The sequence below is a fragment of the Enterococcus sp. DIV0806c genome, from assembly GCF_051710905.1.
GTDB classification, from domain to species: domain Bacteria; phylum Bacillota; class Bacilli; order Lactobacillales; family Enterococcaceae; genus Enterococcus_B; species Enterococcus_B mundtii.
The window spans coordinates 411252-436920 of the sequence record NZ_JBIOLO010000001.1; the positions used below are offsets into that span (position 1 = coordinate 411252).

The window sequence follows — 25669 nt, forward strand, 5'->3', positions numbered from 1 at the left end:
GTGTGAGTATAATTGAGTTTACTCAAAACTGAAAGTTAAAAAGTTTATAATGTTTATTGTTTACCCTTACCGTTTATTTTTGTTTCTATATTCTAGATCCTCCAAGTATTGATCCTAAAAAGCAACAGCAACAGCTTTAATATCTTTCCTATAGTGTTAAATCCTTATGATATAATTATAGTAAAATCTCATAAAATAAGTAATATTTTCAAATATTGTTATTTTTACGAAAATTGTGAGGAGTTAGTGATGAAAAAATTTTTTGTTTTTAGGTAGTGTTATTAGTGTGGTTCTATTGTCGGGTTGTGGGCAAGGGAATATCGAGATGATAGACTTTGTTGATGTCAATTTTAAGGGGTTAGATACTAGAGGAACTGCTAGTTATTTTGTTGATCATGAACGTCTTCGTAATTATTTGGTTGAGAATGATAAGGAGTTAACCTTTGAAAGTAACAACGCCTATTATGATGATAAACAACTTGAAGAAATGTTAGGTATAAATTTAGATAAAAATTCAGAGTTATCCAATGGAGATAGTGCTAAATTAACACTTGAAGTTGATTCTTAAAAAGTTAAAAATTTAGTCGGTGGGGATAAAGAAATAGTTATTAAAGGTCTTGATGAACCAAAGAAGTTAATAACAGGAGAGGTTGAAAAATATTTAGTTGTTAACTTTAACGGTGTTAGTGGACTTGGCACTGCAACAATTGATAATACTCTTCCGGACGATTTACGTTATATTCAATTTACTTTAGTTGATGATGGGAAATTTAAGAATGGGATCTAGCAAAAATTGATATATCAGAAGATTTAGAGAATCGTTTGGCAGATAGAAGTTATCTTTTAGATGATACTTTTGATCCTAGTTTTGAAGTTAAAGGATTAGATGAAGTTGCCGAAAAAGCTACTGATAATGTTAATTTAGACGATATTAACGTATGATCGATGAAGAAGTGAATAGATCATATAAAGATTGGAGCCCGGAAAAATCTTACGGATCTCGATTTGAGATAAAAGAGGAGGGCCTATCTTATCGACAATTTGCTAGAAATAGCACTGACTCACAGTTTAGTTTTCATTCTGCAACAAACAATGGAAATCTGATAAAGATTGTCAGCGTAAAGAGGTATTACGGTGGAACTGAGAACAAGTTGAATTCTGAATTTACTGCTATAATTGGCTACTCAGACTTATTTCTTGATGAAGAAAATAAAGTTAACGTTGCTGACCTAGTATCTATCACAGATACTAAGGATTCGACTTATTCCGTGGAATCTGTTATCCAACTGTATGAGGGATACGGATATAAGCGAGTTGAAGAATAATTTACTGATTTTGTCTACCGTAAGAGTTTCGGTAGACAATTTTTATTTTGAAAGAAGGCTTCTTTAAACTCGTGAGAAAATATAGAGGGATTTTAGTTATGTACGTCTCTTGTACACTACTTCAGTATTTTGTTTTATGTTATAAAATTGATAGTGATGTTTATTTAGCAAAAGAGAGAACTATTATATAAAAAACGTGTTCATACGAGCATTCTAAGGTCAGATTCACACGTTAAGAGGTATCATTGGCTAAATGAGTCATCATACCAGCTACGAATAAATATATTTTTAGGGAGGAACGAAGTAAATGAAAGAACAACAATTAGGCTATACTTTTTGGGGACGTCCATTATAAGTATTAGAACGAAGAGCGGCTGTATCGTTCGATTATGCTTGTGGTGAACTGATTCAGTTCAATATTCAAACGAAAAAATATCATTGTGAAAATTGTTACCAATTCATTGATCAAGACTTCCAATTGCTAAACAAAAAAAATAAGTAGGTTTGTTATAGTCAGACAATTGTCTGGCTTTTTTCGGCTCTATAATTTATGAATCAGAATTGATTATTCTGTTCCATAAATTATAGAGCCGAAAAACTGGAAAAATCAGTTGTACTTATCCAGGGCTTTTTTTATTTGTATCAAAGAATTTTTTGAACAGTCAAGGGAACAGAGAATATGTAGCGATTTATTCTTTGATCTTGAAAAGGTGGATCTTTTTGCTGAATTCAGCGACTTGCGCGACATCGATCGTACCGTTTGTTTTCGAGAGCGCATTAGACATGCCGCAAGCCATCGAATAGGACAATGCTTGTTCAATTGGATACTGTTTATTCAATGCTACGGCCATTCCACCAACTGTTGAATCGCCACAACCTGTTGTATTTACAATAGCAATTTTAGGAATCTCAATCTTAAAAAAAGTGGATTGGTACTTAACGATTGCCCCATCGCCACCTTGGGAAACCATAACGGTGTCGATCCCCTCGAAAAGAGTGCTCTCTAGCACAGTAAAAATTTCTTGAGATGAACATAATTTTCGTCCAATCAGCTCTTCTAATTCATGCTGATTTGGTTTAACAAAATTCGGACGAGCATTCGTTTGGGCTAAACAATTTTTTAGTTGTTCGCCAGATATATCCATTAGAATCGGTATCTGTTCACCTAATGCTTTACGGATAAATTGAAGCAATTGAGCGTGAAAGTGACCATTCGCAGAGTTTACTGAGCCAGAAATACAGACGACGGTAATCGGATGTTGCTCAATTAACATGGAGAGATGATGATAAAAAAGTTTCTCATCTTCATCAGATAAGTAAAGTCCTTTTTCTACCAGCTCTGTATGGGTGTTTCCGTCGTGCATGATCGTAATCGCATTGCGAGAATTTCCATTGATAGTGAGAAAATCTAATAAATAATGTTCTTCAGCTAGTAAAGAATCAAGAATCGATTTGCCAACATTTCCTCCCAAAATACCGGTTAATAAAACTTCTTCTCCTAACTGTGCGATGACTCTGCCAGCGTTGATGCCTTTTCCCCCAATTGATATATGCGGGTTATCCACCCGATTCACTTGATCCAATTGTAGTGAGGGCACAAGATAGGTGTAGTCCATCGAAGGGTTCATTGTAATCGTTAAAATCATTATTTTTCCTCCTTAAGGATTTCCGTAAAGGAACGATAATGCTCATAAGTAGTCTCAGAAAGTTTATTATCAGTAATTAAATAGTCGACATCAGATAGGGAGTAAAAGGTGTAAACGTCGGAACGATTAAATTTAGAGCTATCTGCAACGATGCATTTTTTGCGGGAATGTTCGAAAGCAACTTGTTGGATCGAACCTTCAACAAGATTCGCAGTGGTGATATTGTTTTCGAAGATCCCATTTGTAGCAGCAAAAGCGAAATCGATATTTAAATTTTCAAAACTTTTTTCTGCGGTTTCTCCATAAAATTCTTCCGTTGTGCGGGAAAATTCCCCACCTGTCAACAGTACACGATAATTTGTATTGTAAATTAAGTAATTAAAGGCGAGCAAACTATTTGTGATCACGAATAAGTTTGCTTTTTTTAGTTCAGGTAAAGCATGGAGCGTCGTTGTTCCGGCACCAATATAAATAGTGTCGTTATCTGAAATGATACTGTTCATGACTTTTCCGATGAATTTTTTTTGAAGAACATTTGTATCGATTTTTTCTTGGGTAGAAAGCTCATGCTCGATTTTTTCTAGTTTTTGCGCGCCACCATAAATTTTTACCAATAAAGATTGATCCGCTAACTCTGTAATATCTCTACGAATAGTCATACCGGAAACGTCTAATGTTTTAGCTATTTCTGCAATGGATAAGTAGTCATGCTGATTCACTAACGCTAAAATTTTTTCTTGCCGTTCTTTCTTTAACATAGTTTCACCTCGGGTTGGATTAACGATCTTTCAAGTTAATTTTTTCAACTTTCTTTATACATTAATTAATAGCATTTACACTCAGAAAAAGCAAGGATAAATGTTTGGATGTGTTAAAGTTTGTTAATTTTATTTGCAGAAAAGAGCCGACATTTAGAAAAATTGACAAAAAAGAAAGCGTTGACAACGAATAAATACTATTGTATATTTACATTGTGAAACACATCTTAACAAACATTAACATTTTTTATCATGTAAGTTGAACGAGGAGGAAGAATAGGTGGACTACACGAGTATGTTTGATGAAAGGCTGATTTTTCTCGATTTGGAAGGAGACAATTTGGAAGATCTATTTGGAGAAGTAGCGAAACGACTACAGAAAGAAGCTTTTGTTAATGAGAATTATTTAAAGGGATTAATAGCAAGAGAACAAGTTTTTCCAACTGGGCTGATTACGCAGTATTTAAACATTGGCTTACCTCATTCAGAACAAGCGTATGTCGAAAAGCCTTTTATTGCTATTGTACGTCTAAGTACTGAGGTGAAGATAAAGCAAATGGGAGATAGTCAAGAAATGCTGGTAAGGAATCTCTTTTTTTTAGGAATCAAAGAACCAAAAGAACAAGTCGGCTTATTACAATCATTAATGGCATTGTTTATGGATGGAAAATTTGTAAAGGCATTCATTGAAGCGCGAGAGGCACAAGTAATTTATCAATTGGTAACGCAGAATATAAAATGAATTTTGGGGAGGATTTTAAGATGAAAAAAAGATTAATCGTAGCATGTGGGAGTGGCGTTGCAACAAGTCAAACGATCGCAAGTAAAATCGCTGGGATGCTTGAAGACGATGGGATCGATTTCCCCGTTGAAGCAGTGGATTATAAGTCTATCCAAAATGAATTGCCATTGACAGGGATTTATGTTTACGTTGCACAGCCAGATGATGAAGTATTGGAAAAAGCAGAAGAGTTAGGAGTACATGTTTTTGCCGGAATTCCGTTTCTGACGGGCATGGGTATGGATGCTATTTATGATGAGATCAAGGAATTGATTGCCTAGCACAAAAAAATCTTATCAAAAGAAAGAAGTGAAAAAAATGCAACTATTTCAAGATGTTATCAATTATATTCTAGATTTGGGTTCCGCCATTTTTGTACCACTAATCATTTTGCTCCTAGGTTTGATTGCGGGTATGAAATTCAAAAAAGCATTTATGTCCGCGATTACGTTAGGCATTGCTTTTACAGGGATGTCGATGGTCATTGGTTTTATGTCAAACGCAGTTAGTCCAGCATCTGAAGCATTGGCAAAAAATACGGGATTGAATTTGCCGGCGCTAGATCTAGGATGGACTGGAGCTGCGAGTATCACCTGGTCATGGTCCTATGCATTTATTTTCTTCGCAGTTGTTCTCGGTGTGAATTTTATTATGTTGATTTTTAACTGGACAAAGACGCTCAATGTCGATATGTGGAATGTGTGGGGCAAAGCACTAACGGCCTATCTTGTCTACTTTGTCAGTGGTAGTTTACTGGCTGGGTTTGTTACTGCCATCATCCAGGTCATATTGGAACTTAAGATGGGGGATATGTTCCAACGCCATATTGAGGATTTGACAGGTATCCCTTTAGTAACCGTAACACACTTAATGAATATTTCAGCAGTACTCTTATTACCAATCAATGTGATCATGGATAAAATTTCTTTCTTTAACCGGCGCGCCGATACAAAAGCATTAAAAAAGAAAATCGGTATCTTCTCTGAAAACTCGGTGATGGGATTTCTCATCGGCTTGGGTTTAGGGTTGGCCGCAGCTTATGGGGTTTCGGGTTCATTAAATTTAGCTATTCAAATCGCTACAGCAATGGCTTTATTCCCAATGATCTCAAAAATGTTTATGCAGTCTCTTTCACCACTTGCCGATGCAATGTCGGAAATGATGAAAAAACGGTTTAAAGACCGGGAAATTTATATTGGGTTAGATTGGCCTATCTTAGCTGGTCGCACTGAGATTTGGGTCGCCGCGATCTTATTAGTACCAGTCTTTATTGGTTATGCAATCGTTTTACCGGGAAATGCTGTTTTACCTTTAGCGGGAATTATCAACTATTCGATCGCAGTAGGTGGTTTATTACTCACAGGCGGAAATTTGGTTCGTATGCTGATCATGGGGGTCATTTCGATGCCAATTTATCTGTATGCAGCCACTTATTTAACTCCAATCTTAACGGGCTTAGCAGATCGAACCGGTGCAGTTGAAGGAATACAAAAAGGCCAACAAATTACCTGGTCTTCGATCGAAGGACCGGAATTTCGAATCTTGTTTGCAGAAGCGTTTAAAGGAAATATCTTGGGTATCATCGGGTCAGTTCTGTTTATCGCAATGTTTGTTTGGTTGTATAAATATATGAGCAAGGTAAAGGTGCCAAGTCAAAGATACGAAGAACAAGGTACACAATCTACGCAAGTACGTGCGACGAATGGCTAAAATTTTCAAAAAGTAAAGGGGCGGCAAAAATGGGAAAGAGCGAAAAAATAAAATGGCAACTGCTTCTTTTACTAGCAATTGGCTGCTATCTCTTAGCTTTGGTGACACAACAGTACCTATTTAATGTCGTAGCTATTGGTCTAGCAGTCTGTGTATATAAATATGGCAATCCAGTACTTTTCAAAGAATACGATGAACGGAAAAAGAAACAGGATGAAGAAGCATCTAAAATAAGAGCAGCTGTACAAACAATCATACGTAACAAAACGCTTTAAAAATAAAAAAGGTGGTCTTGAATATGTCAGATGGACGGATGATTTTTGAAAGAGAGCGGGAAGATTTAGCACGAATCGTAAAATTGATCTTTACAAGGAAGAATACGAATGTGGCAGGCGGTAATTTCTCTTTTAAAACAACTGATGAAGTAGGGAAAGAATACATTATTATGACACCGACTATGATGTCAGAAGCTTATTTAGGGGAAGTCTCACCAGCACAAATCTTAGTCGTTGAGCCTCATACAAGAAAAGTGATTGATGGGGTAGGTCAACTTACACGAGAAATCAACTTACACGAAGCGGTTTATGATACGAATCCAGCGATAAAAGCGGTTTTACATGCCCATTCGCCACACTCGATGTTTTGGGCAACCGCCGGCTTGGATATGCCTAATTTAACGGAAGCGACCCAAAAAATCGGCTATATTCCTGTGTTAGACTTTGAACCTAATTGCTCGCCAGAATTAGCAGAATTAGTTTCTGATTACATGAAAAAAGAACAAGTAGCCTTACCAAATATGTTGCTACTCAACAGTCATGGAGTGTTGATCAGTGCGCCAGGAGCATCGGGCATTGAAGCGATCCATAAAGCTTTACAGATTCTAGATACTACGGAATGGAATGCCGAAATTGCATATAAGCAGACGATATTCCAATCCTTAGGTTTATTAGATGGTTTTTATTCTAAAGGTAGACAGGTAGGAACCCTTGAAGATTTGAAAAATCATACGCCGATTTATAATAAAGAAGAAATTTTTGCTGGTGGTGATTAACTATCAGTTAATCATCTATTACGATTGAAAAAAATCCAAGAACATTCGTTTACGAGTTCTTGGATTTTTTTCTTATGATGGGGATTTTGTTACTGAACTTCAAATAAAAATTTAAGTACGCTTAATGTAAATATTATTAAAAATTACTTATTCTTGAGAACATTCCACAAATCGAACCGCTGAAAAATAAGGACTAGAATATGACGACATGAAATTAATCGATCTATACGATAATAATCGTTTAAAATATATGTGGTCTTTTGAATACACGGATAAAAACTTTGTTAATTACTTAGCAGCAATCCCACAGTCCAAGTTTATACGATTAGTGGAATTATCTAGCGATGAGGTAGTTCTAACGACGATTGGAAATTTTCTTGACTATGTACCTGACCAAAATTAGTTAGAAAAAATTTGTCCTAGCTTGATTGCTAAATAAATGCAAGAAGAGGTAGTAAATAAAGTGACGATATTTAATAGATACAAAGATACGAGATTTATCTAGTTCATCAGATATATGAAGAGACAAGATCGTTAAATTTAGAAAGTACATAATGAAAAGGACTCAATGCCTAAAAACGTGTCGAGTATTTTTTATGGTTTTGATAATTTTTGCATAATGTTATAACCAACGATCAAAGGTTATTGAACAGTTATGATGTTAAAACAATAATTTATGAAAAATTGGCATCATTTAAAAATAGCATGATATATTGAAGTAGGGAGTATGATGTTCAATTAATTTAAGGAGATGAAATAATGAAAAAAAGTGATACTAAAAGGCTTAATTTTAACTACGTTTATGTTAATGGCGTGTTCAATGATTATCCCAGATGAAGTTGCTTTTGCCAGTGAAGAAACTATTTCTGGCAGTGAAGAAGTTATAGATGAATCTAGCAATAATATGCAGGTGGATATGTCAGGATTAGTGATACATAGGAGCGTTGGTACCCTCAATTTTTCTGAGTATGTTTATATGCAAAATAAACCACATGGATCAAGTCGTTGGCTTCCAACCTTGACAAAAATTTGGCAGGTTAAATATAAAGACGAAAAAAATACCAAGGTTATGTGAATTGGACAGGTAAGTATAAAAAGGGTACGCAAATTGGTGCATATTATCAATACACTGACGTGTTAACTAGAGCATAATTTTTATAGGAAAGATAAAGTTATGATCCTTGGATAAACGAAAGGTGACAGTATATTGAAATTAAAAACGATTCGTTCTATTAGAGTAGTAAAAATAATACAGTTCTTACTTAATTTCTCGTCTGTCTACTTACTAATAAAAGGACCTAAATATGTATTTTTAATACCACTATTATTTGGTTTTCTCTTGGAACTAATCCTTCCAAAAGAGTATGGTGGGGGAATATTCAAAAATAAAAAGAATGTATTTATACATTCAGATAAAATTTGGACTGAACCACTTATTGGAATTATACTTTTGATTATATTTATTATTTTTTCAACTATTTAATTATGGCGAATTTTATAATGAACTTAGCCACCTAAGGCATAAAAAACGCCATCGTTTAATTTTAAAATCAGAAGGAGGATATTTATGAAATAATAGTTGTTTGTACATTATCTTTAATTGTCTTGGCTACTGGTGGTATCGCTGCCTCAGCAGCAACGGAATACCCTGATGGTGGTACATGGAATTATGGTGTCGGTATCACAGGTTCATATTCTGATTATTTCCACGGTACTAAACGCCACAGCGCTACTGTAAAAAAAGGTTCAGACGAATCTTATCAAGCTCAAGGGGCTGGCGTGTGGGCTAAGGCTCGTCTTGGCGCATATTCAGGATGTAATTTCTATTATAATTATTGGTAGAATGGCTTTGAGAGAGTATACATATTCTCTCAACTATAATAGGAACGGAGCGTATGTATTTTACGTTCCGTTTTTCTTTAAAATTTGGGGGAACTACTTTGAAAAAAACAATGATTTTATTCCTATCTATAATAACAATCCTAATAAGTGTTGCATTTGCACTAAATAAAAAATCAGAAGAAGATAAATATTATGATAATATTGAGTTAACTAGTCATTCCACTCATTTTTTCATAAAAGATTCGGATATATCAATTGATGATCAGTTATCAGAGTTTGCTTCTTTATCAAAAAAATACAACGCTACATTTATTCGTTCTGATATTTTAACAGAAAATGGAAAAACATATATTTATAAGTCAGGTATATATTCTACTAATTATTTTGATCAATTGGGTATCAAGCTAGCAAGTGGAAAAATTCCTGCTTCTAATAATGAGTTTCTTGCAAATTATAATACTGAAGATAACAATCAAAGTGGCCGTATTTCGAATATGTTTTCTGATAAGAAGTTGATTTTTGGAACATTGCAGGATTTTTATACTAAAAATAAAATGAGTGTAAATGGCAGCTATACACTTATATCAGAATCAAAAGATCCAGCTGATATTTTAAATCAGATTTCTACAGTTTTTAAAATACCTAAAGATGAACTGTTAAAAGCTACGTATGAGCAAGCATATGGCCAAGGAACGATATACTTGTTAGTGTTAGTGTTATCAATCATTATCATGGCAATATTCTGTCTGATGAGTGCATTTTATCCAATTGCTAAGTTAAAAGAAATCGGTGTGATGAAATTGCTTGGCTTTAAAGATATAGATATTTGGATAAAGCTTAATAAAATTATATTATTAATCCCTGCGCTTTTCTATATATGTACACTGCCTATTCAATTCTTTATTATTCCAGATAGCAATCTACCTTATTTCTTGGAATTAACGTTAGTTGAATTAGTTGTTTTTGTATTAGCTTGGGTATTTTCTTTAGTAATGTTAATCATTATTAGACGCTATAATCTCTCGGATATTTTAAAAAATTTCTTTAATTTAAAATTTTCACTTTATTTCAGTTATCTATTGAAGTTTTTCGTTTTCGTTGCCGTTGTTGCCGTTATTCCTTTGTTAGTAACAGAATTAAATACTCTACATAAGGACTTAAAAGCAAAAGATTTGTATGAACAGCAGAAACATTATCTTACACTATCAAAGTTTAACTACGTTGATGATGAATTCCAAGAGTCTCTCCAAGGGAAAGGAAAATTAGATTCTAAATTAATTAATCTGTATAAAGAGTTAGATACTTCAGCTGATATTCAATATGTTTCAGTAAGTAATATAAATGCTACCGTATTTAACGGAGCTAAAATAAATACAAGCAAATTTAAAAATATAGAATTTGATGATTCGGACGATTACCTAATTATGAGTGCTAATGAGAACTATCTGAAAAGAATTCAATTCAAGTTACCAACACCTTCATCAAAAATATTTTCTGAAACAGAAATGACTTACCTAGTTCCTGAATATTTGAAAAAAGATTTTGAAAAAACAGAATTTTTTGTAAGAATTCAACTCGCATCTCTTCTATCGGATAACTCGTGTGAAAATATTGAAGATATCCCAATTAGGTTTATCTTTTATCCAAACAATGAAAACGAAATATTCTCTGAAAATATAGAAATGATAGGGAATAATAAGACGTTTATAAAAAATCCGATTATTTTTTGCATAAATAACAATACAATAAACACAAGTAGTATGTTCTTGAAAAATAGTCCTTTAAGTAATCCACTTAGAATTGAGAATACTAAAGAAAATAAACTTGCAATAAGTGAGGCGATAATAAATAACAGCCTTGAGAATAATTCTATACAATTTGAAAATATTCTTTCCACAGGCTTTGCACAAGAATTGCTTATTTCACAATCTAGTGTAGGGATTTGGATTACTATCCTATGTCTAACGATTTCAGTTAGTGTATTAGCTTCTTATTACATTATATTGATTATTTTGGCTTCCAAGAGAAAAGAAATGATTGTATCAAGACTTTTAGGCTATACTTTCTATGATAGGTATCGCAATGAAATTTTCTATTTCTTTTCCATCTATATTTTTGGACTCATAGAAATAGTCATTTTGAATAGGCAACTACTGTCAATTCTTGCTTACTTGTTACTAGTATCAATAGATATTTTTATTATTTTCTTAATGGTTACTCGATATGAAAAAGGAACACTGAGTGCAGGTTTGAAGGGGGACGTATGATGAGTATTATTAATATCAAAAACTTCAATAAAAGTTTCGGTGATAAAGTCGTTTTTGAAGATTTTAATTTAGAAATCAATGATGGCGATATGGTTGCAATAACCGGTCCTAGTGGGTGTGGAAAAACAACTTTGCTTAATACTATTGGCTTGATTGAGCCAGTGGAACAAGGTGAATACCATATTTTTCAGAAAGCAGCACCAAAAATAAATTCGAAGCAAGCCAATAAAATGATTAGAGAAAACATTTCATATTTGTTCCAAAATTTCGCATTAGTCGACAATTTTACTATAAAAGAAAATTTACTGATGGCGTTAAGGTATGTGAAACAAACAAAAAAAGAAAAAGAAGAGTCAATAGATAATGCACTAAGAATGGTTGGATTAGAAAATTATCAAAAATTAAAAGTATTTGAAATTTCAGGTGGAGAACAACAGCGAGTTGCTATTGCTCGTTGCCTCTTAAAACCAAGTAAAGTTATTCTCGCAGATGAACCAACTGGATCACTGGATACAAAAAATAGAGATGAAATTTTAGCAATCTTGAACCAGTTAAATGCAAGTGGGAAAACTATTATCATAGTAACACATGATAACAAAGTAGCAGAGAGTTGTCATCATACTATTGGACTCGGTGTATAAAAAAGAAGGAGCTACAAATGAAATTACAAAATAGAACACTTAAGAAACTATCGATTTTGATTCTTTTGGTAGTTGGTGTTATTTCTTCCTTTTTATATGTAACATCACGATTTGATTCGCTAAATAAATTTAATCCTCTAGTAAAAATGCAAGTTGGATACGCAATTGTACCTGAAAAAGTGACATACAATGGTGGAAAAGAATATGCGGATGATGGAAAGCGTCAAATACCAGATGATTATGAGAATATTGAAGTAATAAATTCAACTACTATGAAAATTGAAAAATTAACATTTAAAGGTGGGCAAGCTCCAGAAAATCATAATTATGTTAAAGTTCGTTATAAAGGGAGCTATGTATACAAAATAACGTTTATAACAGATGATTCAGTCCCTAGCGATGTGATGAAAGTAATAAGAAAAAATAAAACCGCTGAATAACAAAAATTGGCAAAAAACTAAATTCAGAAATTAAACTAAGACATACAAAAAGGAATCCGTTTCGGTGGCGAAGCCAAACAGAAACGAATTCCTTTTTTTGATGACATATAGCCCCATATTCTAACAGGGGGCTAACAAGTAACAGGGAACTGTCTCAACTACTCTATTGAGGCTGATATATCAACGTTCTTGTTGTCACATTCCATTAGGAATGGTCACACGATTCTTCCCTATTTTTCTGGGTATTCTTTATTGAGTAAATGATTCTTTTCAACCTCTTCGACGAATGGCCGATATAACTGTCCATTAAAAATTTCAAAGTTCCTTTCTTTGAACGCCTATGTTCTCATCTATTTACTATAAGATATAAATATCCTTTTTATCTATATCAGAAAAATATTCACTCTGTAAACCTGAATTTGATCTACAATGCTCTAAATAAAATTCCATATTTCCCTAATTGACTTTGCTTTTCTTTGGATTGTTCCTGGGCTAATTGTTTATTAGTTTCATGGAGTTCTGCTTCTAAATGATAAGCGGCATACGATCATGGACAGGTGAAGCCGATTCGTTGGGTTTTGTGGTTATAATAATTGATTCCATTTCAAATCCTGCACCGGTCTTATGTGTCATTTTTCTAGATAAATAGAATAAATTTTCAGCGATAAGTGACAAATAATTAGAAAAAATTGTGCCAATTAACCATAAAAATTACAAATGATATACTAGTGTCTATCTAGAGTACACTCTAAACGCTCATGTTGATAGCAATCTATACTTATTTCAATCAACAGTTTCTGTTTTAAGGCGCTAATCCATTGATTGAAACTTTCCCCTCGCTCTTTTTTATTTCAAAAATCCCGGATTTTATTGTTATCGGTAACATGTTTGTACCTGTTTACTCTTGTTTTTGTAAGCGTTACAATTCTTTAAGAATAGGACAAAACAAATGGAGGATCATATGGAGAAAAAATGGTGGCATCAATCAGTTGTATATCAAGTGTATCCACGTAGTTTTCAAGATACAAATGGAGATGGAATCGGTGATTTAAGAGGGATTATTTCAAGATTAGATTATTTAACCTATCTAGGGATCGATACGATCTGGCTTTCCCCAGTCTATGAATCACCAAATGATGACAATGGCTATGACATCAGCGATTATGAAGCAATCATGGCTGAATTTGGGACGATGGCTGAAATGGACGAACTGATTGAGGAAGCGAAGAAATTAGGCATCAAAATCATTTTAGATCTAGTCGTCAATCACACTTCTGATGAACATCCATGGTTTATCGAATCACGAAAAAGCAAAGACAATCCATATCGAGATTATTATATCTGGCGTGATCCAGTAAATGGTGACGTGCCTAATTCACTACGTTCGATCTTTAGTGGACCGGCTTGGGAATTTGATGAAACGACAGGTCAATATTATTTGCATCTATATAGCAAGAAACAACCTGATTTGAATTGGGAGAACGAGCTGGTCAGACAAGAAGTTTATGATATGATGAATTTTTGGATCGACAAAGGAATTGGTGGATTCCGTATGGACGTCATCGATACGATCGGCAAATTACCGGATCAAGAAATTACCAATAATGGTCCTCGACTCCATGAATATTTACAAGAAATGAATCAAGCAACTTTCGGAGATAAAGATTTGATGACGGTAGGAGAAACTTGGGGGGCAACGACAGAAATCGCGAAGCTTTATTCTGACCCCAAACGAAATGAGCTATCCATGATCTTCCAATTTGAACATATGACTTTGGACCAGCAAGCAGGCAAGGATAAATGGGATCTAAAAGCTTTAGATGTCTCTGAACTGAAACAAGTCTTGTCCAAATGGCAGACAGCATTAGGTGATGAAGGTTGGAATAGCTTATTTTGGAATAACCACGATTTACCGAGAATCGTTTCACGTTGGGGAAATGATCAAGAATACCGCGTGGAAAGTGCAAAGATGTTTGCCATTTTACTCCACATGATGAAGGGGACTCCTTACATTTATCAAGGAGAAGAACTAGGTATGACGAATGCTCCGATCCAGGACATTTCAGAAGCAAAAGACATCGAAACGATCAATATGTATCACGAGCGTCTTGCATCTGGCTATCGTAAAGAAGAGATCTTGCAGTCTATCAATGCCAAAGGGCGTGACAATGCGCGTACCCCAATGCAGTGGGATGAAACAGCACATGGTGGATTTACGACAGGAACGCCTTGGCTATCCGTCAATCCAAACTACAAAACCATCAATGCGAAACAAGCAGTCGCAGATTCCTCTTCGATTTTCCATACGTACAAACGCTTGATCGAGTTACGCAAACACAATGAGATCATCGTTTGGGGAGAATATGAATTGTTGAAAGAAACGCCAGCTGAGGTCTTTGCTTATTATCGTACACTAAATGAAGAACGTTGGTTGATTGTCTGTAACTTATCCGAGCAAACACATGAATTGACTATTCCGCAAGAAGCGACGGAACTGATCATTGCCAACTATGATCGAGAAGTACCTGTAGGAGAAATCGAATTACGTCCTTATGAAGCATTTGTGGTGAAAATTGGGTAATGGCAACAGTTAAATTTGATGGTTATCTAGAAAAAATTGAAAGAACCAGTATTCAAAAACAATTTTGAAACAGAGAATGCTAAGTTATCAAGCGCAATTGCTTTGATGAATGCCAGAGAAGTTGCCGGATTAACACAACGTGAATTAGCAGATTTGGCTTCTTTACCTCAATCGACAGTAGCGCGTATTGAGTGAGTAAACAATACAAGTTTCGATACGTTATCAAAACTTGCTCATGTTCTAGGAAAAGAGTTAAAAGTCGAGTTTGCATAGAGGATAGATGGTAATAGTGAGGTCGGGACAGAAGTGTTTAGCCTTATTTCCGAAGAGGTCACTTCTGCTCCCGCCGTTTATTCGGTTTTAGGTGGTGAGAGGACTAATGTCCCACTTCCATTTTTTTAGGTGAAGGACTTCATTGGAAATAGTATCAGAGGTATGGTGCAAAACGATCAATGTTCTCCTCTTTGACAAAACAACTAAATCATACTATGATATGTACGCTAACAGGAGGTGTAAAAATGGGGAAATCAATTGAACGTTCGTTAGAAGAATGTCTTTTTTTTAGTGTGAAGAAGCTCGATCGAGTATTGAATAAATTAGCTGATGAAGCCTTCAAGAAAACGGGGCTTGCACCTACTTATGGATTTATCTTACTGATTTTGAAAGAAAAAAACGGTATTCCTCAAAAAGATATCGCGCAGATGTTGTATTCAGCGCCTTCAACGATTGCACGTTTCGTAGAAAAATTAGAATATAAAGGCTATGTCAAAACGGTCACAGAAGGACGGTTATCTTTGGTATTTTTAACTGATGAAGGTCGTGAATTTGTCAAAGAGATCGACAGTAGTTGGGATGAGTTGCACCACGCATATAAAGTTGTTTTAGGTGCTGCCGAGAGTGAGCGTCTTTCACAAGAGCTGAATGAGGCGACCAATAAATTACAAAAAAAATAAAATTTTTTAAACATAACAGTTGCATGTACAACTAATCGTATGGTTAAATAAATACGAGAAAAAATAAGTGACATTCGTCATATTGGAGGAATAAGAATGGCAAAATTCAATGAATCAATCACATTTCCATCAGGTAGTGAGCTGAAAAATCGGTTGATGCTATCACCAATGACTACAGAACTTAGCTTTTTTAATGGGGTAATCACAAAAGACGAGATCGAATACTATGCACAACGCTCAAAAGGATTAGGCGCCGTGATCACTGGTGCGGCAAATGTGCAAGACATCGGTAAAGGTTGGCCAGGTGAATTGAGTATCGCCCATGATGAAATGCTTCCTCGTCTAAGCGAGTTAGCACAAGCCATTCAAGGCGAAGGTGCCAAAGCAATCGTGCAGATCTTCCATGGCGGCCGTATGACAAGTCGTGCGACATTATCAGGAGAACAAATCGTATCTGCTAGTGCGATTCCGGCAGAACGTCCAGATGCTGAGACGCCACGGGCATTAAGTGATGAAGAAGTTAGCGAAACGATCCAAGCATTTGGAGAAGCAACACGCAGAGCCATTGAAGCAGGATTTGACGGAGTAGAATTACATGGTGCGAATACTTACTTGATCCAACAATTCTTTTCTCCTCATTCGAACCGTAGAGAAGATCAATGGGGTGGTTCTTTAGAGAAACGTTATCACTTTATTGAAGAATTATTGAAATCTGTCTTCCAAGCAGTTGAAACACACGCAACTAAACCATTTATTGTTGGTTATCGTTTTTCACCAGAAGAATTTGAAACACCAGGTATCCGTTTTGAAGAAACGATTTGGTTGATGGAGCAATTACGCGAAACGAAATTAGACTATCTGCATGTTTCATTGAACACATATGATCGTGTGGCTCGTTCTGAAACCTATAACGAAAAATCAATTCTTGAATATGTCCACGAAGCGATTCAAGGGAAAATCCCATTAGTAGGTGTCGGGAATGTCCGTAACCGCAAAGATGTCGAGTCTGTGTTAGCTCATGCTGAACTCGTAGCAGTAGGTCAACAAATGTTGGTAGATCCTGAATGGGCGGTCAAATTATTAGAAGATCGAGATGCTGAATTTGTGACGAAACCTTTTTCTGAAGCATACAAAGACTTGTATTTACCAAGTCCGTTGTATAATTTTCTTGATCAACGCTATGGATCAACCATCAATATCTAAGAAAGAAGCTGAAAAAATGAAAGTTTTGATTGTTTTGACAAATGTAGAAAAATACGACAATATCGAGCGTCCAACAGGTTTATGGTTAAGTGAATTGACTCATTTTTATGATGTATTAGTCAAAAACAAAATCGAAGCTGATTTTGTTAGCCCAAATGGTGGATATGTCCCATTGGAACCAAAAAGTATATTAGATATGGACCAAGTGGATTGGACCTATTACCAAGATGAAGACTTTCGTAATCGTGCGTTAGGGCAAACGTTACGTCCGGATGAAGTGGACCCAACAGAGTATACAGCGATTTATTATGCCGGTGGTCATGGAACGATGTGGGATTTCCCTGGCTCAGAAAAATTAGCAGAGATTGGTTCTGCGATCTACAAAAATAATGGGATCGTATCAGCTGTTTGTCATGGTGTCGTAGGCTTGTTGCCTGTCGTTGATGAAAACGGACAGTCCATTTTAGCTGGACGTAAAGTGACTGGCTTTAGTAATGAAGAAGAGGAATTAAACGGAACAACGAATAACGTACCATTCCTGACCGAAGATTCATTGAAGGAAAAAGGGGCCGATTATCAGGCAGGGAAAGCTTTTACTGAAGTTGTTCATGCAGATGGGCGTTTATTAACAGGACAAAACCCACAGTCTGCACATTTATTAGGAGAAAAAGTCGTTGCTGAATTGACGAAATAACGTGGAGTTTGGAGAGAAAATCAATGATGGAAACACGGACCTTGAACAACGGATTGACAATTCCTGTACTTGGATTTGGTGTCTTTCAAATCTGGGATCAAGAAGAATGTGAGCAAGTCGTTTTAGAAGCGCTGAATGCTGGCTATCGCCTGATTGATACTGCGGCTGTTTATTACAATGAAGAAGCCGTTGGTCGGGCAATCAAAAAAAGTGGGATTCCAAGAGAAGAGATCACTATTACAACCAAGTTATGGGTCACTGATGCTTCTTACGAGGGCGCATACAAAGCGTATGAACGTTCTTTACAAAAATTAGGGGTAGACTATATTGATATTTTCTTGATCCATCAACCTTACAATGATTATTATGGTGCATGGCGTGCCATGGAAGAACTCTATGATGCAGGCAAAGTAAAGGCGATCGGAGTCTCCAATTTTTCAACAGGTCGTTTGACTGATTTGATTTTGAATCATCGGATCAAGCCAGTGATCAACCAAATCGAACAACATCCATACCGTCAACAAAAACAACAAAGAGAAACAGCCACGCATTTTGATGTCGTGACTGAAGCATGGAGTCCCTTTAACCAAGGAAAAGATGGGATCTTTGATGAACCAGTTTTAAAAGAATTAGCTGAAAAATATCATAAAACTGTCCCACAAATCATCCTACGTTGGCAAACACAACTAGGGATCATCACGATCCCTAAGTCTGTCCATGTGGATCGTATGAAGCAAAATATCGCCATTTTTGATTTCCGATTAACAGAAGAAGAATTAAATTTGATTGAACAGCTCGATCAAGCACCAGAGTCAACCGGACCTCGTGAACATCGAACCTTAGTTGAAAATCTGCATAATATCTCCATTGATCAAGCAAAACAGTAAATGATATGCTGATTCAATTTAATCAATATATAGATCGATGGATAACACAGTTCTGGCAAGGTTTATTATCCATTCTTCCTTCCAATGATTTAGATCGAATGGCATTCACATTGAATCTGATGCGTTATTATCAAGCAAAGAACCCATCGAGGAAGAAAAGGCATTTGTGCGTATGCTAGGCACACTACCGTTACCAAAAGAAAGAAAACTCGAATTACCTGCACCTATTCAAGAAAGTAAAAATTTATGTTGCGAGTATGTATCGAGTTAAAGATCATTTGAGCAAGCCAGATGTAGAAAGAGAATAAAGATGTGAATACAGACTTGTAGTAATCCAAAAGAGTTTTTGGCCTTACTACAGGTCTTTGTTTATTCACAATAAATAGAGGCAACCAACTTTGATTTGTATAAGTGTGATATTCATAGAATAGGAGGATAGATTACCTTGCACGATAAAAAAGATTTTCATTAGTGTGGATCTAGTAACGTAGATTTTAGAAAAGTTTCCACCAATTTTTGAATTTCTCTTTGTCTGAAAAAAGGAATTTCTAAGTACAGCACCCTATTATCTAAACACCACTGCCTTTTTATCTCCATATTTCTTAGTATGTTTTGAAAACGTTTAGTAGTAGCTCTTTTCTTGAAGTAGTGATGAACACCATGATATTCAATAAAGTACCATTGATTATTTTGTTGAAATGAAAGATCAATTCGTAAAGGACGATTCTCGACTGTAGTAAGATTTTTGAACGTTCGCTCTCGATAATACTGAATATTCTTAGAGTTAAGTATTTGAGCAATAAGTTGTATCTGCCAGCTAGGTTGTGAGTGTAATAGTGGAAATTGTTTATACATTTTTTGTGCATCAGGATGATAAGACATACCCACAATAAAAACTTTTTTCTTTTGACCATTGATATGAATAGAGGAATTCGTATGGATATGGAGCCTATCCTGATAATAATAAGGGAGGTACCAATCATAAATTTTTTTCATGACTTTCCCATTTTTTACAAAAGCAACGGTTACGATGTTGAAATTTTCTTTGATATAAACTAGTTCATTCATAAGCAATCAACTCCTTCTTATACATATATTTGTGGATTTCTCTGCTAAAAGTAGTGATCTGTAATAGGAGGTACTTATGGAATCCTTAAGGCGGAGAGAACAAACTAATGCCATAGCTCCTCAACAGATGAAATTTATTTCTATGTAAACATGCAATCGTTTTTTCTATTTTGCTTCGTCAAAAAAATGTCTTTTTTTGTATATATTATATATACGCAAAACAAACTAAAATTAATTTTTCACTTTATTGTTCAAGTAAAAGTACTATTTTTACAAGTTAGACAAACGCTATTATAAAAGTAACTTCTGAGGGAAATAAGTCGGAATATTAGAAATTACCGGAGCGGATTTTTTGCAAGTCTAAGCTCTTTTCTAAAATCTCCAACTCCAAGAAGTAATTTTAGTTAAATAGTGGATAGATCAAAAAAGTTGTTAAAAATTAATCACAAAAAACTATTGAATTTAGAAATAAACATGTCACCTAAAATATAATTAGAAAAACTCAACAAATTACATCTGAAAAAATAAGATAGACAGCTAAGAAGTAGTTAAGAAAATCAACTACTGATTTTTGCATCATTTCTCTTTTATGAGTTTGATATAATCAAATATATGATGATATTGAAATATTTTGAGTTTGTTTCACTCAATAGGAGGAGATAATGTGAAAACAAAAGAGAAAGCAAAAAAAGGAAGAATACAAGTCGGAATTGATAAAGAGCTAAAAGAAAACGCAGAACAAATATTAGAAGAACTTGGTTTGAATGCGACAACAGCAATTACCATTTTATATAAACAAGTTGTATCAAGAGGTGAGTTTCCAATAGAAATAAAATTGAATGAAGAAGAAAGACAAGCAATCAAGTTGCGCCAATTAACACAGAGTATGCCAGTTAAATTGCTTGATACAGATGAAAAGCTAAATGAGTGGCTAAATGAATACGAATGAAATAGTAACAGTTTATGTGGCTTACACTGACAAATAAGGTGGAACGAAAAGACCTATATTGGTTGTACAAGATAAAAATACTATATTGAATTTTTTAGTATCACTAGTCAATATGAACATAAGTCAAAAAAGATAAAACAAGTATATTTTCCTATCAAAGATTGGAAAAAGTCAGTTCTACATAAGGCTTCATGGATAGACGCTGGTATATTAAGAGCAATACCTAAAGGAAATGAAAAAATAAAATACGCCAAGGTAGGTACGCTAACGAAAGAAGATGGCGCTCGATTGATTGAATTCATCAAAAACTTACAACAAAACGAGAAGTTGTGACAAAAGTGTTCAACTCCGAAAATTGTTCTTCAAATTGTTGGTTTTTCACGCTTATTTCTGTAAGAGCTACTTCTGGAACACCGTTTATCACCACGATTCCCTTTACTGATTGAAACGTTTTCTAAGAAATGATACTCTAAGGATAACAGATGAAAAAGAGGAGAATAACATATGAGGATCGTAATCGTCGGTGGCTCATTTGCGGGCATTCAGACAGCTATTTCTTTGCGCAACGACTGTCCAGAAAGTGAGATAATCATTATTGAGAAGCAAGCGCGGATAGGCTTTATTCCGAATAGTGTCAATTTGATCTTAAAAGGGGAATTTCATGAAGAAGCGCATCATTATTGGATGACGAAAGAGCAATTGACTCAAGAACATCAGATAGCAGTACGGGTAGAAACAGAAGTGACTGCGCTAAACAGCGATAAAAACCAAATCCAATTAAATGATGGGGAAATATTGTCTTTCGATTTTCTTGTGATTGCGACAGGCTCACAACAACGCTTCCGTTTTAGTACACAAGAAAACGACACGATTTGGACAATCAAAGATCCTAAAACTTCGCAACAATTTCAACAACGTATTGGAAATGCAAAAAAAATCGCAGTGATCGGTGCAGGGCAAGTTGGCTTGGAACTCATCGAAGGATTAGCGAACTTGGGAAAAGAACTTCATCTGTATGAAAGCCAATCGACAGTTTTATTTCGATATTTTGATCCAGAGATGATCAAGCCGTTGTATCGCGAGCTGAACAATCGAGGTATTCGCTATTTCTTAAATGAACAAGTACAAGAAATCATTGAAGCAGAACAAACAAAGATCTTCACGGAAAAAAGAAGTGAGACGTATGATTTAGTCTTGTTAGCAAATTACACACGACCAGATAATCAATTATGGGAAGAATCCTTGCAATTGAATGATGATGGGACGATCAGGGTAAATGACTACCTGCAAACATCCCAGGAAAATATTTATGCGATCGGCGATGCCATCCAAGTAACCTATCGACCAACGCAAGAAAAGATGTACGTGTCTTTAGTCAACAATGCGATTCGAACAGCGAAGATCGCCAGTAAAAATATCAGTGGGCAACAAAAGAAGGATTTAGGTACGTATCGTCCCATCGGTAATCACTGGTTCGGACATTATTTTGGGAGTGTCGGTTTAACAGAAAGCGAAAGTATCTTTTATGCTGGGGAAATCAACACACAATATTTAACCACCAGAGCTTCTGCTGCGAATCAGGAGTTAATCCAAATAAAAGTGCTATTGACGGAAGAAGGAAAACTGATTGGCGCGCAATGTCATAGCCAAGCAGTGATTTTCTATCTTTTAGACCGACTGACTTTAGCAGTTGAGGAAGGATGGACACTCGCAGACCTGGAAACGCGCGAATTCTTCTTTCAACCAGAGTATCGAGCGCCAACAGCTCTTGTAAAGGTGGTTGATTCTTTCGATGAAGATTGAAGAATTTTTAGAAAAAAAAGAGCAAACCCAAATTGAGATTTTACGAATGCTTGTATTAGAAGGTGGTTCCGCTTCAATCAATGAGTTGCGATCCTCTGTGAAATTATCAAAATCTGCCTTCGACCAATATATCGAAGACCTTGAATTGATCGGTCGTATGATGAAAACAAAGATTTCTGTCCGAAAAAATGAATTTCAAGTCGTCCTTGAATTAGATGAGCATACGAGTTTAGAAAAAATCATGCTTTTTTTGGTACAACAAAGCGTGAAATATCAGATCTTGACGTATCTTCTTGAACACCAACAAGCTTCAAGTGTTCGTTTGGCAACAGCTTTTACGATCAGTGAATCCTCTGTCTTTAGAAAAACCAAAGAATTGAATCAGCTATTGAAAGAGTTCTCTCTACAGATAAAGAATGGACAAATCCAAGGAGAAGAGCTCCAGATCCGTTATTTTTATTATTCCTTATTTCAATTTTTCCCAGAGGCACAAAGACCACAGTATTTACAAGATACTCCAGATAAGCGTCCGTTGATAGTAGGATTGGCGCATGTGTTGAATACAACTTTTTCCCCACAATCATCGACAAAAATTGCGACATGGATCGGTATTACACGGAAAAGGTTACTTTCAGATAAGATGAAGTTTTCTGGTACAAAAGAGAAAAAAGAAATATATCAAGAAGATCAACTGTACCAGACCATCCATCCGGTGATTTCTTTATATCTTAGTCGAACAGCAGCTGATGTTACGGCGTATGAGTCGATGATGTTTTATAGTTTTCTCGTTACTTTCTCGGTACTGGAGGAAGAGACGTTTTATCAATACGAGTTGACTCGTAGCAAAAAGTTACCTACAGCGGTGTTGGATACGTATATTCGAGAAACCATGCTGTGGCATTATCGACCAAGGCGTCTAAAAATCAAGGAAGAGAAAACAATTGGGTATCACTTGGCACAAATCAATAATGATTTATACTTTTTTTCTGGCTATTTAACCATCTATGATCCGCCACACTTACTCATCCAACAACAACGCATGTTGGGTGATTCGTTGACTCAATTACTTGAACGATTGAAAAAAACGACAGTCGAACAGCTTCCTATGAAAAAATTGACCAATCAAGTTTTGGATAATCTGATGAGTCAATACGCGAATATTTTGATGATGATCGATTTCTATATTGAAAAATCTGTGGTTATTGGCATCGATCTACAATCCTTACCGATCTATCGGGTTGCTTTCCAACAGTTCTTGATTCGAGAGTTAAAGGGGATTAGCGGGATCGTGATCGAAGAAGTCCAACCAGAAAAAAGTTATGATTTTGTGATCACCTTCAATCAGGATAAAAAAGGTCAAGAGTACTATTATCTATCGGAGTTTGCTTCAAGTTATGATATTTTAAGGTTAAAGCAAAAAATCGAGCAAGAAAAAAAAGCTAAAAATTAAAAAAACTGTCAAAAAAAAGTTAAATTGCTATTTTTTTGGCAGTTTCTATTCCATAAATGGGTGTACCATAAAAGTAGTTAAAGAAAGCGTTTGCAGAAAAATGGAGGAGATCATAATGACAGAATCTACGTATATCATGGCGATTGACCAAGGGACAACAAGCTCACGAGCGATTATCTTTGATAAAAAAGGAAGACACATCGGTAGTTCGCAAAAGGAATTCACACAATATTTTCCCCGGGAAAGCTGGGTAGAACATGATGCGAATGAAATCTGGAACTCCGTACAATCAGTTATCGCAGGTGCATTCATTGAATCTGGTATCAAGCCAACACAAATCGCCGGTATTGGTATCACGAATCAACGTGAAACAACAGTGATTTGGGAAAAAGATACAGGACGTCCGATTTATCATGCTGTAGTTTGGCAATCGCGTCAATCAGCTGGTATTGCTAACAAATTAAAAGAAGACGGACACCAAGAGTTTTTCCATGAAAAAACTGGTTTAGTCATTGATGCGTATTTCTCTGCTACTAAGATTCGCTGGATCTTAGACCATGTAGAAGGTGCACAAGAGCGAGCAGAAAAAGGCGAATTGATGTTTGGAACGATCGATTCTTGGCTTGTTTGGAAATTGACAGATGGGCAAGCACATGTAACCGATTACTCGAATGCGAGTCGTACAATGTTGTTCAATATCCATGAATTGGATTGGGATCAAGAAATCTTAGATCTACTGAATATTCCACGAGTGATGTTACCGAAAGTAACCTCAAATTCAGAGGTTTACGGTTATACACAAGGGTATCACTTCTATGGTAGTGAAGCACCGATTTCTGGGATGGCAGGAGACCAACAAGCAGCCTTATTCGGTCAAATGGCTTTTGAGCCAGGAATGGTCAAAAATACGTATGGTACAGGTTCATTTATTGTGATGAACACAGGTGAAAAACCACAATTATCTAAAAACAATCTGTTGACGACGATTGGTTACGGAATAAATGGAAAGGTTTACTATGCGCTAGAAGGGAGTATCTTCGTTGCCGGTTCTTCCATCCAATGGTTGCGTGACGGTCTGCAAATGCTACAAAAAGCGAGTGATTCAGAAGATGCAGCGAAGCGTTCAACTAGTGATGACGAAGTTTACGTTGTACCTGCTTTTGTTGGACTTGGCGCTCCTTACTGGGATCAAGCAGCACGTGGTTCTATGTTTGGTCTTACTCGAGGAACAACGAAAGAGGATATCATTAAGGCGACATTACAATCCATTGCCTACCAAGTTCGAGATATCATCGATACGATGCAAGATGATACCGGCATCCAGATTCCTGTGTTAAAAGTCGATGGAGGTGCAGCCAATAATGAATACTTGATGCAGTTCCAAACCGATATCTTGAATGTACCGATCCAACGTGCCGGTAACTTGGAGACCACTGCATTAGGTGCTGCCTTTCTTGCAGGATTAGCAGTTGGTTATTGGAAAGATACGGATGAAATTCGTGAGTTTTATGAAGCTGGTAAAATCTTCGAGGCGGAAATGCCAGAAGAGCGTAGAGAAAAACTTTACACTGGTTGGAAAAAAGCAGTGAAAGCAACTCAAGCATTTGAGTAAAGGGAGGG

General features: G+C 35.7%; 24 protein-coding genes and 2 pseudogenes. 22 read left to right on the forward strand and 4 right to left on the reverse strand.

Features of this window, described 5'->3' with window-relative positions; translation table 11 throughout:
• The first annotated feature begins 325 nt into the window (after positions 1–325).
• Together IGK77_RS01970 and IGK77_RS01975 are read left to right on the forward strand one after the other, a co-directional pair.
• Entirely contained in the window at positions 326–568 is a 243-nt protein-coding gene (locus tag IGK77_RS01970) for a hypothetical protein (RefSeq protein ID WP_438712877.1), read from the forward strand.
• Positions 569–938: 370 nt separating this feature from the next.
• Positions 939–1325, forward strand: coding sequence for a hypothetical protein (locus IGK77_RS01975; RefSeq protein WP_071866564.1), 387 nt, complete (start codon positions 939–941; stop codon positions 1323–1325).
• A gap of 689 nt (positions 1326–2014) precedes the next feature.
• On the opposite strand, the gene IGK77_RS01980 is transcribed toward IGK77_RS01975, so the two are convergent.
• Entirely contained in the window at positions 2015–2971 is a 957-nt protein-coding gene (locus tag IGK77_RS01980) for a 1-phosphofructokinase family hexose kinase (RefSeq protein ID WP_074800533.1), read from the reverse strand.
• A complete protein-coding gene (locus IGK77_RS01985; protein WP_071866566.1) occupies positions 2971–3729 on the reverse strand; it encodes a DeoR/GlpR family DNA-binding transcription regulator in 759 nt (252 codons plus the stop codon). Before IGK77_RS01985 ends, IGK77_RS01980 begins: the two co-directional genes overlap by 1 nt.
• A gap of 280 nt (positions 3730–4009) precedes the next feature.
• Between IGK77_RS01985 and IGK77_RS01990 the strand changes: the two genes are divergently transcribed.
• The 10 genes from IGK77_RS01990 (at position 4010) to IGK77_RS02035 (ending at position 12461) form a co-directional block, all read left to right on the forward strand.
• Positions 4010–4471: a PTS sugar transporter subunit IIA gene (locus IGK77_RS01990; RefSeq protein WP_074800530.1), complete on the forward strand. Its 462-nt coding sequence runs from the start codon at positions 4010–4012 to the stop codon at positions 4469–4471.
• A gap of 20 nt (positions 4472–4491) precedes the next feature.
• Positions 4492–4791 (forward strand): PTS sugar transporter subunit IIB, encoded by a 300-nt coding sequence (locus tag IGK77_RS01995; protein WP_071866568.1) that lies wholly within the window; start codon positions 4492–4494, stop codon positions 4789–4791.
• A 37-nt stretch (positions 4792–4828) separates the two neighbouring features.
• Positions 4829–6220, forward strand: a complete 1392-nt coding sequence (locus IGK77_RS02000; protein WP_071866605.1) for a PTS galactitol transporter subunit IIC — start codon at positions 4829–4831, stop codon at positions 6218–6220.
• 29 nt (positions 6221–6249) lie between these two features.
• Positions 6250–6495: a hypothetical protein gene (locus IGK77_RS02005; RefSeq protein WP_074800527.1), complete on the forward strand. Its 246-nt coding sequence runs from the start codon at positions 6250–6252 to the stop codon at positions 6493–6495.
• Positions 6496–6518: 23 nt separating this feature from the next.
• Positions 6519–7271 (forward strand): class II aldolase/adducin family protein, encoded by a 753-nt coding sequence (locus tag IGK77_RS02010; protein WP_074800524.1) that lies wholly within the window; start codon positions 6519–6521, stop codon positions 7269–7271.
• An 820-nt stretch (positions 7272–8091) separates the two neighbouring features.
• Positions 8092–8346 carry a hypothetical protein gene (locus IGK77_RS02015; RefSeq protein ID WP_143073250.1) on the forward strand — a complete coding sequence of 85 codons (255 nt, stop codon included), beginning with the start codon at positions 8092–8094 and terminating at the stop codon, positions 8344–8346.
• Between the two features lie 500 nt (positions 8347–8846).
• Complete coding sequence (locus tag IGK77_RS02020) at positions 8847–9113, forward strand: lactococcin 972 family bacteriocin (protein WP_086335383.1); 267 nt, start codon at positions 8847–8849, stop codon at positions 9111–9113.
• Positions 9114–9211: 98 nt separating this feature from the next.
• Positions 9212–11380, forward strand: a complete 2169-nt coding sequence (locus tag IGK77_RS02025) for a hypothetical protein (protein WP_438712881.1) — start codon at positions 9212–9214, stop codon at positions 11378–11380.
• A gap of 5 nt (positions 11381–11385) precedes the next feature.
• Positions 11386–12021, forward strand: coding sequence for an ABC transporter ATP-binding protein (locus IGK77_RS02030; RefSeq protein ID WP_217809051.1), 636 nt, complete (start codon positions 11386–11388; stop codon positions 12019–12021).
• A gap of 17 nt (positions 12022–12038) precedes the next feature.
• Complete coding sequence (locus IGK77_RS02035; RefSeq protein WP_065096980.1) at positions 12039–12461, forward strand: hypothetical protein; 423 nt, start codon at positions 12039–12041, stop codon at positions 12459–12461.
• A gap of 528 nt (positions 12462–12989) precedes the next feature.
• On the opposite strand, the pseudogene IGK77_RS02040 reads toward IGK77_RS02035, so the two are convergent.
• Positions 12990–13091, reverse strand: a pseudogene (locus IGK77_RS02040) (SOS response-associated peptidase); the annotation flags it as partial.
• A 331-nt stretch (positions 13092–13422) separates the two neighbouring features.
• On the opposite strand from IGK77_RS02040, the gene IGK77_RS02045 reads away from it, so the two are divergent.
• The 6 genes and pseudogenes from IGK77_RS02045 to IGK77_RS02070 all read left to right on the forward strand — a co-directional run bounded on the left by IGK77_RS02045 (position 13423) and on the right by IGK77_RS02070 (position 18779).
• Positions 13423–15042 (forward strand): glycoside hydrolase family 13 protein, encoded by a 1620-nt coding sequence (locus tag IGK77_RS02045; RefSeq protein ID WP_074800508.1) that lies wholly within the window; start codon positions 13423–13425, stop codon positions 15040–15042.
• Positions 15042–15315: pseudogene (locus IGK77_RS02050) on the forward strand (helix-turn-helix domain-containing protein). The gene IGK77_RS02045 and the pseudogene IGK77_RS02050 overlap by 1 nt, the downstream one beginning before the upstream one ends.
• Positions 15316–15560: 245 nt before the next feature.
• Positions 15561–15995 carry a MarR family winged helix-turn-helix transcriptional regulator gene (locus IGK77_RS02055; protein WP_010736432.1) on the forward strand — a complete coding sequence of 145 codons (435 nt, stop codon included), beginning with the start codon at positions 15561–15563 and terminating at the stop codon, positions 15993–15995.
• 96 nt (positions 15996–16091) lie between these two features.
• Positions 16092–17198, forward strand: a complete 1107-nt coding sequence (locus IGK77_RS02060; RefSeq protein ID WP_074800504.1) for an NADH-dependent flavin oxidoreductase — start codon at positions 16092–16094, stop codon at positions 17196–17198.
• Between the two features lie 16 nt (positions 17199–17214).
• Complete coding sequence (locus tag IGK77_RS02065) at positions 17215–17892, forward strand: type 1 glutamine amidotransferase domain-containing protein (protein ID WP_019722542.1); 678 nt, start codon at positions 17215–17217, stop codon at positions 17890–17892.
• 26 nt (positions 17893–17918) lie between these two features.
• Positions 17919–18779: an aldo/keto reductase gene (locus tag IGK77_RS02070; RefSeq protein WP_071866606.1), complete on the forward strand. Its 861-nt coding sequence runs from the start codon at positions 17919–17921 to the stop codon at positions 18777–18779.
• Between the two features lie 468 nt (positions 18780–19247).
• Here the strand turns inward: IGK77_RS02070 and IGK77_RS02075 are convergent, their stop codons facing one another.
• Positions 19248–19847, reverse strand: a complete 600-nt coding sequence (locus tag IGK77_RS02075) for a hypothetical protein (RefSeq protein WP_074800501.1) — start codon at positions 19845–19847, stop codon at positions 19248–19250.
• Positions 19848–20511: 664 nt separating this feature from the next.
• Here IGK77_RS02075 and IGK77_RS02080 point away from each other — a divergent pair.
• The 4 genes from IGK77_RS02080 to glpK all read left to right on the forward strand — a co-directional run bounded on the left by IGK77_RS02080 (position 20512) and on the right by glpK (position 25661).
• Positions 20512–20796 carry a type II toxin-antitoxin system RelB/DinJ family antitoxin gene (locus tag IGK77_RS02080; RefSeq protein WP_074800498.1) on the forward strand — a complete coding sequence of 95 codons (285 nt, stop codon included), beginning with the start codon at positions 20512–20514 and terminating at the stop codon, positions 20794–20796.
• A 504-nt stretch (positions 20797–21300) separates the two neighbouring features.
• A complete protein-coding gene (locus IGK77_RS02085) occupies positions 21301–22599 on the forward strand; it encodes an NAD(P)/FAD-dependent oxidoreductase (protein ID WP_074800495.1) in 1299 nt (432 codons plus the stop codon).
• Entirely contained in the window at positions 22589–24049 is a 1461-nt protein-coding gene (locus IGK77_RS02090) for a helix-turn-helix domain-containing protein (RefSeq protein WP_074800492.1), read from the forward strand. Before IGK77_RS02085 ends, IGK77_RS02090 begins: the two co-directional genes overlap by 11 nt.
• Positions 24050–24164: 115 nt before the next feature.
• The gene (glpK, locus tag IGK77_RS02095) at positions 24165–25661 is read left to right on the forward strand and encodes a glycerol kinase GlpK (protein ID WP_034690589.1); all 1497 of its coding nucleotides are present in this window, start codon (positions 24165–24167) and stop codon (positions 25659–25661) included.
• The last annotated feature ends 8 nt before the right edge of the window (positions 25662–25669 follow it).